Raw genomic sequence first — 15,364 nt, 5'->3', positions numbered from 1 at the left:
TATGAGCGTCGCGCGGTTCAAGGACCTGTGTGTGGACGTGGCGAGCCCGAGCGAGATGGCTGCCTTCTGGGGGCGGACGATCGGGCTGACCGCGCCGGCCGACACCCCGAACGTGCTGGTCGGCGACGTCCCGGAGAAGACCATCTGGATGTGCAAGGTCCCGGAGCCGAAGACGGTGAAGAACCGCGTGCACCTCGACGTGATCACCGGTGACATCGCGGACCTCGAGCGCTCCGGCGCGACCGTCCTGTCGCCGGAGACCGAGGCGCAGCAGTGGACAGTCATGGCGGACCCCGAGGGCGGTGAGTTCTGCGGGTTCGTGCGCGAGACGATTCCGGCATACCGATTGATGGAACTGGTCGTCGACTCGGCCGACCCGGAGGCGCAGGCCCGGTGGTGGGCGGGCGTGGTCGGCGGCGAGTTCTCGAGCCGTCCCGGCCGGCCGTACTACTGGCTCGAGAACGTGCCCGGTCTGCCGTTCAGGTACTGGGTCTTCAACCCCGTCCCGGAGCCGAAGACGGTCAAGAACCGCGTGCATTGGGACGTGACCGCACCGGCCCTGCAGCCGATCCTCGACGCGGGTGCGACACTGCTGCGGCCCAAGGACGACGAGATCGGCTGGCACGTCTGCGCCGACCCCGAAGGCAACGAATTCTGCGTCTTTCTGCCACCGGAGGCCCCATGACCAAGCTCGACCTGACCGTATCCGGGCCGGATCTGACCGAGGCGTTGGTGAACATCTCCTCGGTCAGTGGGACGGAGGAGAAGCTCGCGGACATGGTCGAGGCGGCGCTCTCGGCGTACCCGCATCTCAAGGTCTTCCGGCACGGCAACACCGTCGTCGCCCGCACTGATCTGGGCCGCGCCGAGCGGGTCGTCCTCGCCGGTCACCTCGACACCGTGCCGCTCAACGACAACCTCCCGGCCCGCCGCGCCGACGGCCTGATCCACGGGCTCGGCGCGTGCGACATGAAGGGCGGCGTCGCGGTCGGACTGCGGCTCGCCGCGACTCTCGCCGAACCGAACCGGGACGTGACGTACGTGTTCTACGACTGCGAGGAGATCGAGGCCGAGCGGAACGGTCTGTTCAAGCTGACCCGCTCCAACCCGGAGCTGCTCGAGGGCGTGTTCGCGGTCGTGATGGAGCCGTCGAACGCGGTCGTCGAGGCCGGCTGCCAGGGCACGATGCGGATCGAGGTCACCACCCGCGGCGAGCGGGCGCACTCGGCCCGCTCCTGGATGGGCAGCAACGCGATCCACGCCGCGGGCGGGGTGCTCGCGCGACTGGCGGCGTACGAGCCACGCCGGGTGCCGATCGACGGGCTCGAGTACCGCGAGGGGCTGAACGCGGTCGCGATCACGGGCGGTGTCGCGGGCAACGTCGTACCGGATCTGTGCACTGTGACCATCAACTACCGCTTCGCGCCGAACCGGTCCGAGGAGGAGGCTGAGGCGCACCTGCGTGAGGTCTTCGAGGGGTACGACGTGACTGTGACGGACTCTGCTCCGGGTGGGCTCCCCGGGCTCGAGCGACCGGCCGCGGCGGCGTTCCTGCAGGTGGTGGGCGGGGAGCCGCAGCCAAAGTTCGGGTGGACGGACGTCGCGCGGTTCACACTGCTCGGCGTACCGGCGGTGAACTACGGGCCGGGGGACCCGCTGTACGCGCACAAGCAGGACGAGTTCGTACCCGAGGGCGAGATCGAGCTGTGTGAACAGCGGCTGAGGAGTTGGTTGACAGACCGCGCGTAGCCCGGCCCGATTACCGCTCAGGCAATAACCTGGAGGTATGTCAGAACCATCGATCCACCCCGACCGTCCGGTCGGCCAGCAGCAGCGCGGGCCGGTCACGATGCGGCGCAACCAGGTGCAGCAGTCCACGTCCGAGCAGCGGCTGCTGGACAGCCGCGGGCCGTCGGACTGGGTGCACACCGACCCGTGGCGGGTGCTGCGGATCCAGTCGGAGTTCATCGAGGGCTTCGGCATGCTGGCAGAGCTGGGCGCGGCGATCAGTGTGTTCGGGTCGGCGCGGACCAAGGTGGACGACCCGATGTACGCCGCCGCGGAGGAGTTCGGGCGGAAGCTGGTCGAGGCCGGGTACGCCGTGATCACCGGCGGCGGGCCGGGCGTGATGGAGGCCGCGAACAAGGGGGCGTCCGAGGCCGGCGGGGTGTCGGTCGGGCTCGGTATCGAGCTGCCCTTCGAGAACGGCCTGAACGAGTGGGTCGACATCGGGATGAACTTCCGGTACTTCTTCACCCGGAAGACGATGTTCGTGAAGTACGCCCAGGGATTCGTGGTGATGCCGGGCGGGTTCGGGACGCTGGACGAGATGTTCGAGGCGCTCACGCTGGCGCAGACCCGGAAGGTCACGTCGTTCCCGGTCGTGCTGTTCGGTACGTCGTACTGGGGCGGGCTGGTCGACTGGCTGCGTACGACGATGCTCGAGGACGGGAAGATCTCGGCCGCCGACCTGGAGATGTTCGTCGTCACGGACGACGTCGACGAGGCGATCAGCTACATCGTCAAGTCCGGCGAACTCGCCGACGAGGCCGCCGAGGAAGCCGCTGCCGAGGCCGCCCGAGAGGTCGACTCGACGAACACCCCGGCCTCCCGAACCCACCGCCTCGGCTCCGACGGGAGCTGAAATCTCCGGGGGTTTTCGCGGTTGACTCGTCCGGCATGGCACGATCGGTCCCGTGATGTGGTTCTTCGGGCTGATCGTGGTGCTGTTGATCGGGGCTGTCGCGGTAGTGGCCTCGGGTCGTTGGGGTGCCATGAGTACGGCGTACGACGACCGGCCCGACATGACCGTGCCGGCGCGGCAGGCGCTCACGTCGACCGATATCGAGTCGGCGCGGTTCGCGGTCGGGGTGCGCGGCTACCGGATGGACGAGGTCGACACGCTGCTCGAACGGGTCGCGAAGGAGGTCGCCGAGCGCGACCGCCGGATCGCCGACCTGGAGCGTGCTGTCGCGCCGATCGTCGAGGCGCCGGACGGGCACGGGTTCAGCTCCCGTCCGTACGACCCGGCCGAGTTCGAGGACACCGGCACACAGCCACCGATCCTGGTCGGCGGGCCCGACCCCGTCACCCGGCCCAAGTCGGCAGACGAGCCCACCGACCCGACCGGCGCAGAGGACACCGCCGGGCCCAGCGATCCGCCGGAGTCCGCCGGAGCCGCGGGAGTCGCAGGAGCTGCGGGAGTTGCAGGAGCCGCAGGAGCTGGGGGAGCTGCGGGAGCCGCCGGATCCGCGCACGCCGCTGAGTCCGCAGGGGTCGTCGGGTCGGCGGGATCTGCCGGGGTGGTCGGGTCTGCCGGGGGAGCTGAGTTTTTGCGGTCTGATGGTGCTGCGGAGTCGCTCGCGGCGGCCGAGGCATCGGAGGCTGCGGACAGTGCGTCGTCTGTCGTGCCCGTGGATTCGGGTGCTTCCTCGTCGGGTGGCGAGGAGGAGGACGACGAGCATGAGACGACTGAGCTGCCGCGGGCGGTCCAGGCAGCAGCCGAGGAGTACGAGCGCCTGCAGGCCGAGGCCCGCGCCGTACTCGAAGCTCAGTCCCAGCCCGTGACCCCGCGCCGCAAGCCCGCCCCGCATCAGCAAACCCCCGCTCAGCAACCTCCCGCTCAGGAGCCCAAGCAGGACGCAGCTCCCGCAGAAGCTCCCGTCGAGCCGCCTGCCACGCACTGGACACAGCAGCCGCCGCAGGAGGCCCAGGAGCAGACCCAGCCGCAGAGGCCGGAGCAGACTCAGCCGCAGAGGCCGGAGCAGGCTCAGCCGCAGACCCAGGAGCAGGCTCGGCCCGAGACGCCGCAGGCGGAAGGTAATGGGGCTGCCGGGGACGACGGGAACCAGGAGGGGTGGCGGTTCTGGCCGCCTGCGGATCAGCAGGGTGAAGGGGCGTACCAGCGCCCCAGCTGATGGACGCGACGAGGAGCTGTCACGCGGAGGCGTCGGTCGAGTTGCGGCTGGCGCCTGAGGTCGCCTGGGACGTGGCGATGGACTGGGAGCGCCAGTCCCGCTGGATGCTGTTCACCCGCGTCTGGGGGACCGAGAACGGCGGCGTCGGCGTCGGCGGGGGAGTCGCGGCGCGGACTTCTGTCGGTGGCGTCGGGTTCACTGACGACATGGTCATCACACACTGGGATCCACCGCGCGAGTGCACGGTGAAGCATCTCGGCAAGCTCGTCCGCGGCACCGGGACGTTCGCCATCGAGCCGACAGTGCTCAGTGACCGCGGGACGTCGGTCCCCGGCAGCACGTTCACCTGGTCCGAGGACGTCGTACCGCCGCTCGGTCGACTGGGTGCGTTCGCCTGGCCGGTGGTGCGCCCGGCGTTCGAAGCGATGATGCGGATCTCACTCAAGCGGCTCGTCAAGGAGGCCGACGCATGACGGTCGTCGGACCGGACGGGCAGCCGCGGTGCGGATGGGCGACGTCCGCACCGGAGTACGTCGAATATCACGACACCGAGTGGGGCAAGGAGATCCGCAACGATGTCGCGCTGTTCGAGCGCCTGACCCTCGAGGGGTTCCAGTCGGGCCTGTCGTGGATCACGATCCTGCGCAAACGGGAGAACTTCCGCGCCGCGTTCGCGCACTTCGATCCGGAGACGATCGCGAAGTACGACGACGCCGACTTCGAGCGCCTGATGGCCGATCCGGGCATCGTCCGTAACCGGTTGAAGATCAACGCGACGATCTCCAACTCCCGCGCGCTGCTCGACCTGGCCGAAGGCGAGTTCACCGAGCTGCTCTGGTCTTTCCGGCCCGCGAAGCACACGGCCCCGAAGACGCCGGCCGACGTACCGGCCACGACGCCGGAGTCCGTGGCGATGTCGAAGGCCTTGAAGAAGAAGGGTTTCGTCTTCGTCGGACCCACCACGGCGTACGCGTTGATGCAGGCCACGGGCATCGTGAACGACCACTTGAAGACCTGTATAGCCCGGTAATCCGCGTGCACGTGCAGAAGCCTTTTGCAGATGCAAAAGGAACTTTGGCGGAAACAAAAGACAAACGGCTGAACGAGTTGTGCTTCGGGCACTGAACGTGATGAGGTGTTCAGCGGGCTCCCCGACTGTCAGGTGGTTGTCCGGCCGTGACTCGCCCGGCCGGAACGCGGTCGTGGAGCCCACCAAACGTTCTACGGATGCTGGTTCACACCGTCCGTGGTGAAGGTTGTCCGGAACACATCGGTTCCGGTCAGACCGGAAAGTTGGGTGCCGGCGGAGGTGGTGGTGAGGTACAGATTCGCTTCGGCGTAAGCATCTGCCGCGTCGTCGTCCGCCGTACCGAACTGTCGCGTCCAGCTGCGCGCGTGGTCGGGCGAGTACTTCGTCAGTACGCCGTCGAACTTGCCCAGTGGGGTCGCCAACGATCCGTCCGTGAAGCCGCCGACGTACAGCGCACCGCCCGCATCAACCGCGACCGCGGCGCCCTTGTCGTTGCCGGTCGTGCCGAACTGGTCCCGCCACGTCAGTACGCCGTCCGCGTCGGCACGAGCGACCAGGATGTCCTTGTCACCGATCAACGTGCCCGCGAAATCGCCTGCCGTGTAGCCGGTCAGATAGACACCGCCCGCCGGATCCGCCGCGACGCCCCACACCTCGTCGGACGCAGCGGTGCCCAACTGTTTCGTCCACACCGAATCGCCGTCGGCCGAGTAGCGCGCGAGGAAACCGTCGATGCCGCCGGCCGACGTACCGAGTTCGCCGGCCGTCATCCCGGCCAGATAGACCGCGCCGCCGGAGATCGCGACGGACATGCCCTTGTCCTCGCCCGCGCTGCCGGTCTGCCGCAACCACACCTGCTTCCCGTTGGCATCGAGCCGCGCAACGAACACGTCCTTGTCGCCCTGATTCGCTCCGCCCAGAGCGCCCTTCGTATAGCCGCCGACGTACACCGCGGTCCCGTCGACCGCCGGCGAGTAGCTCCGATCCGCCACCCCCGGTACGCCGAACTGCGTGAGCCAGCGGCGATTCCCGTCGGCGTCGTACTGCGCCGCGAACGCATCGTCCGTGGCGTTCCCCGCATGCGCGCCGTCCAGATCCCCGTTCGTGTAACCGGTCACCACGACCCGCCCGTCCGCGTCCACAGCAACGCCGTACGCGCGTTCCGTCCCGGCGGTCCCCAGCGATCGTGTCCACTCGCGTGACCCGTCGGCGCGGTACTTGATCAGCGCGACATCCGTGCCCCCGGCGTACGGCTGCCCGTCCAGCGCGCCCGCCGCGGCGACCGCCTGGTAAACGTTGCCTGAGGCATCTGTTGCGATCCCGCCGGCACGGTCCTCGCCCGCCGTACCGGTGATCGCGGCCTGCATCGGTGTGGCGGGCGGCTTCCCGAGGTACTGGAAGATGTACTTCGCGCCCTCGGCGAACGTCGGCCCCCAGACGTCCCAGTCGTGCCCGCCGTCGACGACCCGGAACTCCGAGGTGAGGGTCGGCACCCGCGCCGCCTGGTTGAACACCACGTGCGTCTCGAAGTCGAGGTCGTGTGTGGCGTCGATCGGCTTCGGGTTCTTGTACTCGTCGTCGCCGACCGCGAGGAACAGATGCGACTGCAGCCCGGTCGCCGCGAACGACTTCAGCGCGACCGGCCAGTTCAGCTTCAGGTACGTCGACTCGACGAACGGGTCCTTGCCCTTGCCGAAGGCACCGAAATCGCGGGTGCTCGAATCACTCGGCGGCAACGGGAAGTACACGGCCGGGCTGAGGGCGATCGCCGCGCCGAAGATCTCCGGGTGCGCCAGCGAGTAGCGGAGCGCGCCGGCGCCGCCCATCGAGTAGCCGGCGATCGCCCGGCCGGTGCGGTCCGCGATCGTGCGGTACGTCGCGTCGATCTGCGGCACGAGATCCTTGAAGAACGCGGTCTCGACCGGTCGTCCCGGATCGGTGCCTTGGTACGCCGAGTCGACGTACCAGCTGGCGCGGCTGCTCCACGGCGCGTCCGGCATGATCGCGATCGTCGGCGGGATCTCGCCGCCGCCGATCAGCTCGTCCAGGCGGCTCTTGACCTGCGTCCACGCGCTCATCGAGTCGCCGCGCCCGTGCAGCAGGTAGATGACCGGGTAGCGCCGGTCCGATGTGTCGTACCCGGCGGGCAGGTAGACGTTGTAGTTGATGTCCTCACCGAGCGTCGCGGACCGCACGGCGGCCGGCTTGATGACACCCGGCTCGGCGGTCGGCGCGGCAGTGGATCCGGGGACGACGAGACTCCCGACGAGCGTGGCAGCGGTCAGGACAGGCAGCAGCAGTTTCCTCACACGTCAGGTTGTAATCGCTTACGTAAACGATTACAAGAGCTGGCGGAGCGGGTGCATCCAGGGGCGCGGGGCGGTTAGCGGCCGGTGAAGGTGGGTTTTTGTTTGGCTACGAAGGAGGCGACTGCGTTGTGGTGGTCCTCGGTGGAGCCGGTGAGTTGCATCTTGCCGGCCTCGAAGACCAGGGCTTCGGCCAGGGTGTGGCTTGCCGAGTAACCGAGGGACTGGCGGACGGCGCCGTACGCGACGGTGGGGCCGGCTGCGAGTTTGGCGGCCAGCTCAGCGGCCGCGGTCTGCAGGTCCGCGGCGGGGACGACCGAGGTGGCCAGGCCGAGGTCGAGGGATTCGGCGGCGGGCACGGTGCGGGGGAAGTAGAGCAGTTCGAGTGCCTTCGCGTGGCCGATCAAGCGGGGGAGGGTCCACGAGATTCCGGTGTCGCAGGACAGCGCGATGCCGGTGAAGGCGAGGTTGAAGCCCGCGGTGTCGGCCACGATCCGGAAGTCGCACGCGAACGCCATCGACGCGCCGGCCCCGGCCGCCACACCGTTCACCGCCGCGATCACCGGCTTCGGCATCTCCGCGAGCGCGAGCGCGATCGGCGCGAAGTGGTCCGGCACCGTGCTCCACAGCGCAGCCTGATCGTTTGCCTGCAGCAACCCGATGTGCTCCTTCAGGTCCTGCCCGACGCAGAACGCCCGGCCGGTCCCGGTCAGTACGACGACCCGCACGTCCGGATCGTCGGCAGCGGCCCGGACCGTGTCACGGAGCAGCACCTTGGTCGGCGTGTCGAGCGCGTTCATCGCGTCCGGCCGATTGAGCGTGATGGTCGCGACACCCTCCGCACCTACGGCGTACGTGACTGCATGGTGGGCGGGATCACTCATCGTGGTCAGCTCCTTGACTGTCAGTGAGATTTTCAGTGCTGTGTCAGGCAGTCGTCGACGAAACGCCCGGCCGCGGGGCCCAATCGTTCCGCATGGAAATCGAAGAACGCGGCCGCCTTCGTGCCCGACCAGTCGGCGGGCAGCAGCTCGTCCGGAAGCCCCGGATCCCGGAACAGGAACTTGCGCCACTCGTGCACCAGTTCCGACCGTACGGCGAACGCCTGCTCGTCGCTCGTCTCCGTGCCGGCGGCGTCCACGAGGGCCTTCGCCTCGATCAGCCAGGCGTCGTACGACGCGCCGAGCTCGTCGAGTTTCCAGACCCGCCGGGCGAACTCGACCGCGCCGGCGTCGATCGGGGCCCGGAACCGGTCCGCGGCGATGCCCTCCACGCCGAGGATCTGGTCCACCTCGGCGTCGTTGCGCAGTCCGACCCAGGCGCCGTCGGACAGCGGAGCCCAACCCAGAAAGGAAAGTTGGCTCGCCAACTGCTCGCGGCGACGGGCGTTCGGGACCTCGCGGAGAATGCCCAGGTGCCAGTGCCGGTCCCAGTCGCCCGGCCCTTCGGAACCGGTCGCCACCGGGGTGCCGTCCGGCGCGGTCCGGTAGATCCGGGCGGCGGCGTCGTCGAGCCGGCGACGCGCCCGGGACGTCAACGCGTATCCGGGCTGGCCGTCGATCCGGGCAGGCTCCAGCCAGCCCTGCCGGACCATGCGGGACACGGCGGTCCGCACCGCTGGCGGGTGGACCCCGAGCGGTGCGAGCAGCCGGACGAGAGCCGCGACCGGAGCCTGCGCACCTCGCGCGCGCAGGTGGTCGCCGTACAGGTCGAAGAGGGCTGAACGGGCGTGCACAAGACTCGAGTCTGCCGTATGGTGCACGGCTCTGGCCTGTGATCGGGAATAATGGGGGCTGACACACACCGATACACACTGCGATACGCGCCGACGGCGCATCACCGCAACGGCGCCGGCGACGGTCCCCCGCGCGGTGTCGTCGCTCAACACCGACACTGGGAAGGGGTGCGCGCATGGCGGCGATGAAGCCGCGGACGGGCGATGGTCCGCTCGAGGTCACCAAGGAGGGCCGCGGGATCGTGATGCGGGTTCCGCTCGAGGGCGGCGGTCGGCTCGTCGTCGAGCTCAACGCCGACGAAGCGACCGAGCTCGGCAACGCACTGAAGGCCGTCGTCGGCTGATCACATCCTCCGGGGGTGTCAGCTCGCCCCCTGCCTACATCATTCCGACCCCGGTGGGTGCCTCTTTGCGGCACCGGCCGGGGTCGTTACGGTTGTGCAGCTTCTATCTGATCAAACAGTGAGGTTCGACCCAGTGGCTCGCCGCAGCAGTGCGTCTCCTTTTCCCAGTCTTCCGGTTGTCGCGTGGCAGCCGGGTCTGCCGGTGCACGGATCGTCGACGTGGGTTGTCGTCGTCGGCGAGGAGGACGGTTTGCCGGCCGCCGCGAAGGAGGCCGGCGGGCGGCTCGGCGTCGACCTCGACCGGCTGCTCGAGGTGCAGCGCGCGACCGGGTTCACCCCGTCCGCCGGTGCGACCGCGGCGTACCCGCTGCTGACCGGTGAGGTGACCGAGGTCCTGCTGGTCGGGGCCGGTGCGGGGAGCGCCAAGGAGCTGCGACACGCCGGTGCGGCGATCGCGCGATTCGGGTGCGGCAAGGACGAGCTCACCACTGTCGTTGCCGAGGGCATCGATGACGCGGCGCTGCAGGCGTTCGCCGAGGGCGTCGTGCTCGGCTCGTTCTCGTACACGCAGAAGACGGTCGACGCGGGCAAGCCTGCCGTCGGCACCGTCACGCTGACCGATGGAACGGCGGACACCCGGCAGCCGGTGATCGACCGCGGTGTCGTGATCGGGCGCACCGGCTGGCTGGCGCGACAGCTCGCGATTGTCCCGTCGAACGAGAAGGACCCGTCCTGGCTGGCGGCGCGGGCGACCGAGGTGGCCGCCGCGACCGGTCTCGAGGTGACGGTCTGGGACGAGCAGAAGCTCGCCGCGGACGGGTTCGGCGGCATCCTCGCGGTCGGCCAGGGCTCGACCCGCCCGCCGCGGCTGATCCGGCTCGACTACGTGCCGAAGGGCGCGACGAAGAAGACGCCGTACGTCGTGCTTGTCGGCAAGGGCATCACCTACGACACCGGCGGCCTGTCGCTGAAGCCGCGCGACGGCATGGTGTCGATGAAGCGCGACATGACCGGCGGCGGCTCGGTGATCGCCACGATGTCGGCGCTGCGTGACCTCGGCGCCAACGTCCGCGTGACCGGCCTGGTGTGCGCCGCGGAGAACATGCCGTCCGGTACGGCGTACCGCCCGGACGACGTGATCCGGCACTTCGGCGGCCGCACCACCGAGGTGAAGAACACCGACGCCGAGGGCCGCCTGGTGCTCGCCGACGGGCTCGCGTACGCCGTGCAGGAGCTGAAGCCCGACGTACTCGTCGACATCGCCACGCTGACCGGCGCGATCAAGGTGTCGCTCGGCGCGATGCTGTACGGCGGGATGTTCGCGACCGACGACGCACTGGCGGACAACCTCGTGGACGCCGGCCGGGTGTCCGGCGAGGAACTCTGGCGGATGCCGCTGCCGGCCGAGTACGAGGACCTGATCTCGACGCCGATCGCCGACTCGGTGAACAGCTCGAAGGGCCCGGGCTCGATCACCGCAGCCCTGTTCCTGAAGGCGTTCACCGGCGACGTTCCCTGGGCGCACCTCGACCTGTCGTCCATCGCGGAGTCCCCGGCCGACCGCTTCGAGTACTCCGCCGGCGCAACCGGCGCCGGCGCCCGCCTACTCAGCACCTGGCTCGCCTCCGACACCCCGACGTCCGGAATCTTGTAGCAACTAACGGAACTGCGTGCAGAGGAAGTTGATGATTCGGTCGCGGGCCGGCCTGGCTTGGGGTACTAGGCCGGGGAGGCTGATGAAGGCGTGGCCGGCCTTGGGGTACTCGCTCACCTGGACGGCGGTGCCTGCGGCTCGGAGTTGATCGGCGTACAACCGGCCGTGGTCTGCGACCGGGTCGAGGACCGGGATCACCACCAGCGCGGGAGGCAGCCCGGCCAAGTCGGCGTACCGCGGTGAGAGTGCTCGCGCGTCGGTTCCTTCCGGTACGGCGAGTTGCCGGAAGAACTCGATTCCGGCGCGGGTGAGTGTCGGCGTGTCGGCGTACTGGGTCGCGGACTCGTAGTCGAGCGCGGTTGAGGTCACGTCGACGCACGGGTTGATGAGCACCTGGGCCCGTAGCGACAGGCCCGTGTCGCGGGCTCGTAGTGCGGACAGAGCTGCCACCATCGAGCCCGCGCTCTCGCCGGCGAGGGCCACCCGGGACGGGTCGATCCCCCATTCGTTGGCGTGCTGGAAGACATACCGTAGGACGTCCCAACCGTCGTCGACGATCGCCGCGAGCGGGGTCTCGTGGTTCATCAGCCGGTGCTCGACGGACACGACCACAGCCGATGCCCGTGCGGCGATGTGGCTGTTGATCCAGTCGCACTGCACAGCTGTCCCGGTGTAGCCGCCGCCGTGCACGTGAAGTACCAGCGGAAGGTTGCGCGCTCCTGCGTGCTTCGGCCGGTGGACCCGGACGCGGAGCGTACGGTCCGCGAGCGGGACCTGTTGCCAGTCGATCGTGACGCCTGCGTGCGGACGGCCGGTGATGAGGCGGGCGAGGCGGGAGTTGACGATGCGGCTCTGGGTCTCGCCGAACTTCACGAGGTCCGCAGGCGACATCGTCTGGTAGTCGGGCTCCTTGCGCAGGGAGTACACCAACCGGATGCCGAGCGGAGGCCGGTGCGGGGTGGCGGGGGTGGTGGTGGCGGTCTTGAGCATCGGGCATCGTCCTGACGTTGCGGGTTTCGCTACGACTAGTATCGATACCGACGGTAGCATAACTCGCTATGCTGTGCCGATGGCTTCCCCGTCGCGGCCGCCCGGCCGGCCCCGTTCCAGCGTCGACGCGGAGGTGTTCGCGGCGACGCTGCGGACGGTGCACGAGCTCGGATACACGCGGGCCACGGTCGACCGGATCGCCGCGGCGGCCGGGATCGCGAAGACGACGATCTACCGGCGCTGGCCGTCCAAGGGTGCGCTTGTCACCGCCTGCCTGGTGGATGCCTTCGGCCCCCTCCCGTTGGCAGGCCGTGATCGCGAGGAGGACCTGGCCGCCGCGGTCCGATTCGGCGCGCGGCGGATCGCGGAGCCTGGGGTCGCGGCGGCGTTCGCCGGGGTGTTCACCGACGCGATCGGCGATCCCGGCCTGCGCGAGATCCTTTCCACGCAGCTCCAGGACCCGTACCGCCAGGTGCTCACCGAGGTGCTCGGTCTGTCCGAGCAGCGGGTACTGTTCTTCATCGACGTCGTCATCGGCACCCTGCTGCACCGGATGGGTATGACGGGCGAACCGATGGTCGAGTCCGACGTCGACGCCCTCATCCAGATGCTCCAGCGAGAACTCCGCTAGCTCTCCGGAACATTTATTGCGCCAGGCGGCAGAAAAGTTCCGGAGAGCGGGGATCAGGCGCCGATCGTGTCGAGTTCGGTGATGGCGTCGGCGGGGAGGACGAGGTCTCGCGCGGCGACGTTCTCGCGGAGGTGGGCCAGGGACGACGTGCCGGGGATGACGACGCTGGTTGCGGAGCGCTGGAGGAGCCAGGCGAGGGCGACCTGCTGTGGGGTGGCGTCCAGACGGGCGGCGACCTTCGCCAGCGTCTCGGACTGCAGCGGAGTGAATCCGCCGAGCGGGAAGAACGACGCGAACGCGATGTTGTGCTCCGCGGCGTACTCCACCACGTCGTCGTCATCGCGGTTCACCAGGTTGTACAGGTTCTGGATGGTCACGATCGGCGCGATCGCCTGCGCCTCGCGGATCTGCGGGATCGTCACGCTGCTCAGGCCGAGGTGCTTGATCAGGCCCTGCTGCTGGAGCTCGGCCAGCGTGGTGAACGACTCCGCGATCGACTCCTCGCTGTGGCCTTCGTGCGCCATGCTGCGGAGGTTGACCACGTCGAGTACGTCGAGGCCGAGGTGATCGAGGTTGTCGTGGACCTGGGCTCGCAGCGCGTCCGGTGAGAGGTCCGGGATCCACGAGGCGTCGTCGCCGCGCCGGGCGCCGACCTTGGTGACCAGGACCAGGTCCTCCGGGTACGGGTGCAGCGCCTCCTTGATGATTTCGTTGACGACGGTCGGTCCGTAGAAGTCGCTGGTGTCGATGTGGGTGACGCCGAGTGCGACGGCTTCCCGCAGTACGGCGATCGCCTGGTCGCGGTCCTTGGGCGGTCCGAAGACGCCGGGGCCGGCGAGTTGCATCGCGCCGTACCCCATCCGGGTGATGGTCAGGTCCTCGGCGAGGGTGATGGTTGAGTTCGTCATGTCTCCACTGTTCGTCGGCGCGCGCGGAACAGGGAGTGCCTCGCTGTTCCTGGGAGTGACAGGACCCAGGCTGCGGCGGCGTACCCGGTCTACCGTGGGAGGCGATTTCCGGTCTGGCTACCCGAGCAGGCTGTTGTACAGCTCGACGGTGCGTTGGGCGACGGCGTCCCAGCCGAACTCGGAGACCGCGCGGCGCCGCCCAGCTTTACCCATCGCGTCAGCTCGCGAAGGATCGTCGACCAGCGCGTTGATTCCGTCCGCGAGACCGCGCTCGAAGGCGTCCGGATCGTTCTCGTCGTACGGGACCAGGGTGCCGGTCACGCCGTCGTCGACGACCTCGGGGATACCGCCGACCGCACTCGCGACGACCGCGGTCTCACAGGCCATCGCCTCCAGGTTGACGATGCCGAGCGGCTCGTAGATCGACGGGCAGCAGAACGCCAGCGCGTGCGTCAGCACCTGCCGGACGTCTTCCCGCGGCAGCATCTCGGAGACCACGAACACACCGTCGCGGGCCAGTTTCAGGTCGTTGATCAGCACGTCGGTCTCGGCCTTCAGCTCGACCGTGTCGGCGGCACCGGCCAGCAGCACGAGCTGCACGGACGGGTCCAGACGCAGCCCCGCCCGGAGCAGGTGCGGCACGCCCTTCTGCCGGGTGATCCGGCCGACGAACGTCACGTACGGACGGTTCAGGTCGACGCCGAGCCGCTCGAGCACGTGCGTCGACGGATCCGGCCGGTAGAAGTCCGCGTCGATCCCGTTCGAGATCACGTGCACCTTGGCCGGGTCGATCGACGGGTAGCAGTCGAGGACGTCGGTCCGCATCCCGCGGCTCACCGCGACGACCGCATCGGCCGCCTCGTACGCCGTCCGCTCGGCCCAGCTCGACAGCCGGTACCCACCGCCCAGTTGCTCGGCCTTCCACGGCCGGCGCGGCTCCAGCGAGTGCGCGGTCACCACATGCGGTACGTCGTACAGCAGCTTGGCCCAATGCCCCGCCATGTTCGCGTACCAGGTGTGCGAGTGCACCAGGTCCGCCGCCCCGACGGCTGCGGTCATGGTCAGGTCGGTGGAGAGGATGCGCAGCGCCGCGTTCGCGTTCGGGATCCGCGGGTCGTCCTCGGAATGCGCGGTCGCGCCTTTCCGGGGCTCGCCCATGCACTGTACGTCGACGTCGATCAGCCGGCGCAGTTCGCGGACCAGGAAGTCCACGTGCACCCCCGCCCCGCCGTACACGTCCGGAGGAAACTCACGCGTCAGGATGGCGACCTTCATAAGCTCCGACCCTAGGTCATCAGGACACGTGTGTCGGCACCCAGAAGCGCAGCTTTCCGTGTCGTTCGTCTTCCAGTTCGCCACCAGCTGCCTCGATCGCCTTGCGCGACGCGGTGTTGTCCACGTCGCAGGTGACGAGTGCGGGCTCGATGCCGAGTGCGCCGGCGATCGGGAGCGACTGGGTGAGCATCTGGGTCGCGTACCCGCGCCGCCGGGCCGACGGGCGGACGCAGTACCCGATGTGCCCGCCGACCTCGGTGAGCGCCGGCGTCAGGTCGTGGCGGATCGAGAGCCGGCCGAGGAACTCGACGCCGTCCACGAACCACAGCACGGTCTGGTGCACGAGACCGGCCGCCAGTTCGGTCTCCGGCTCGGCCTCCGCCCTGATCGCGTCGACCAGGCGGGCGAACTCGGCGGGATCCGCGGCCTGCGCGCGGGTCCACTCCTCCTCGGCGCCGGCGATCGACCGCGCACCCATCCACCGCTCATGATCCGGACCGAGCTCGTCCCAGGCCGCGAGAAACGATCGGTGAACGGCAGTGGTCGGTACGACGAGGATCGGCATCCTTCCAGT

16 protein-coding genes are annotated in these 15,364 nt (G+C 69.1%); 9 read left to right on the top strand and 7 right to left on the bottom strand.

The features are described 5' to 3' along the window. The first annotated feature begins 1 nt into the window (after position 1). From EV137_RS26130 to EV137_RS26105, 6 genes are read left to right on the top strand one after another with little or no spacing between them, the layout of a single operon-like run. Positions 2–685 carry a VOC family protein gene (locus EV137_RS26130; protein ID WP_134131162.1) on the top strand — a complete coding sequence of 228 codons (684 nt, stop codon included), beginning with the start codon at positions 2–4 and terminating at the stop codon, positions 683–685. Continuing rightward, on the top strand, positions 682–1,749 hold the full coding sequence (gene dapE / locus EV137_RS26125; protein ID WP_134131161.1) for a succinyl-diaminopimelate desuccinylase: 1,068 nt from the start codon (positions 682–684) through the stop codon (positions 1,747–1,749). The genes EV137_RS26130 and dapE overlap by 4 nt, the downstream gene beginning before the upstream one ends. Before the next feature lie 37 nt (positions 1,750–1,786). Continuing rightward, positions 1,787–2,644 carry an LOG family protein gene (locus EV137_RS26120; RefSeq protein ID WP_134006826.1) on the top strand — a complete coding sequence of 286 codons (858 nt, stop codon included), beginning with the start codon at positions 1,787–1,789 and terminating at the stop codon, positions 2,642–2,644. A gap of 55 nt (positions 2,645–2,699) precedes the next feature. Next, positions 2,700–3,917, top strand: coding sequence for a DivIVA domain-containing protein (locus EV137_RS26115; protein WP_255517864.1), 1,218 nt, complete (start codon positions 2,700–2,702; stop codon positions 3,915–3,917). After that, positions 3,917–4,390 (top strand): SRPBCC family protein, encoded by a 474-nt coding sequence (locus tag EV137_RS26110; protein WP_134006830.1) that lies wholly within the window; start codon positions 3,917–3,919, stop codon positions 4,388–4,390. The genes EV137_RS26115 and EV137_RS26110 overlap by 1 nt, the downstream gene beginning before the upstream one ends. Then, positions 4,387–4,947, top strand: a complete 561-nt coding sequence (locus EV137_RS26105) for a DNA-3-methyladenine glycosylase I (protein ID WP_134131159.1) — start codon at positions 4,387–4,389, stop codon at positions 4,945–4,947. Before EV137_RS26110 ends, EV137_RS26105 begins: the two co-directional genes overlap by 4 nt. Positions 4,948–5,138: 191 nt before the next feature. Here EV137_RS26105 and EV137_RS26100 read toward each other — a convergent pair whose 3' ends face one another. The 3 genes from EV137_RS26100 to EV137_RS26090 all read right to left on the bottom strand — a co-directional run bounded on the left by EV137_RS26100 (position 5,139) and on the right by EV137_RS26090 (position 8,988). Further along, positions 5,139–7,256 (bottom strand): alpha/beta hydrolase-fold protein, encoded by a 2,118-nt coding sequence (locus EV137_RS26100; RefSeq protein ID WP_134131158.1) that lies wholly within the window; start codon positions 7,254–7,256, stop codon positions 5,139–5,141. Positions 7,257–7,330: 74 nt separating this feature from the next. Beyond that, complete coding sequence (locus EV137_RS26095) at positions 7,331–8,137, bottom strand: enoyl-CoA hydratase/isomerase family protein (protein WP_134006836.1); 807 nt, start codon at positions 8,135–8,137, stop codon at positions 7,331–7,333. Between the two features lie 32 nt (positions 8,138–8,169). Then, entirely contained in the window at positions 8,170–8,988 is an 819-nt protein-coding gene (locus EV137_RS26090; RefSeq protein WP_134006838.1) for a PaaX family transcriptional regulator, read from the bottom strand. Positions 8,989–9,164: 176 nt separating this feature from the next. On the opposite strand from EV137_RS26090, the gene EV137_RS26085 reads away from it, so the two are divergent. Both EV137_RS26085 and EV137_RS26080 read left to right on the top strand, forming a co-directional pair. Beyond that, the gene (locus EV137_RS26085) at positions 9,165–9,332 is read left to right on the top strand and encodes a DUF3117 domain-containing protein (protein ID WP_012923066.1); all 168 of its coding nucleotides are present in this window, start codon (positions 9,165–9,167) and stop codon (positions 9,330–9,332) included. Positions 9,333–9,534: 202 nt separating this feature from the next. After that, positions 9,535–10,986, top strand: a complete 1,452-nt coding sequence (locus EV137_RS26080; protein WP_238175559.1) for a leucyl aminopeptidase family protein — start codon at positions 9,535–9,537, stop codon at positions 10,984–10,986. A 3-nt stretch (positions 10,987–10,989) separates the two neighbouring features. Here the strand turns inward: EV137_RS26080 and EV137_RS26075 are convergent, their stop codons facing one another. Beyond that, complete coding sequence (locus EV137_RS26075; protein WP_134131156.1) at positions 10,990–11,976, bottom strand: alpha/beta hydrolase; 987 nt, start codon at positions 11,974–11,976, stop codon at positions 10,990–10,992. A gap of 79 nt (positions 11,977–12,055) precedes the next feature. Between EV137_RS26075 and EV137_RS26070 the strand changes: the two genes are divergently transcribed. Then, a complete protein-coding gene (locus EV137_RS26070) occupies positions 12,056–12,607 on the top strand; it encodes a TetR/AcrR family transcriptional regulator (RefSeq protein ID WP_134006842.1) in 552 nt (183 codons plus the stop codon). A gap of 53 nt (positions 12,608–12,660) precedes the next feature. Here the strand turns inward: EV137_RS26070 and EV137_RS26065 are convergent, their stop codons facing one another. From EV137_RS26065 to EV137_RS26055, 3 genes are all read right to left on the bottom strand, one after another. After that, entirely contained in the window at positions 12,661–13,515 is an 855-nt protein-coding gene (locus EV137_RS26065) for an oxidoreductase (protein WP_134131155.1), read from the bottom strand. Between the two features lie 117 nt (positions 13,516–13,632). Continuing rightward, positions 13,633–14,790: a glycogen synthase gene (gene glgA / locus EV137_RS26060; protein WP_134131154.1), complete on the bottom strand. Its 1,158-nt coding sequence runs from the start codon at positions 14,788–14,790 to the stop codon at positions 13,633–13,635. A 19-nt stretch (positions 14,791–14,809) separates the two neighbouring features. Further along, complete coding sequence (locus EV137_RS26055) at positions 14,810–15,355, bottom strand: GNAT family N-acetyltransferase (protein WP_134006848.1); 546 nt, start codon at positions 15,353–15,355, stop codon at positions 14,810–14,812. Positions 15,356–15,364: the final 9 nt, after the last annotated feature.

Source organism: Kribbella pratensis (assembly GCF_004366075.1).
GTDB lineage: Bacteria > Actinomycetota > Actinomycetes > Propionibacteriales > Kribbellaceae > Kribbella > Kribbella pratensis.
This window is presented reverse-complemented; position numbering and strand designations above follow the sequence as displayed.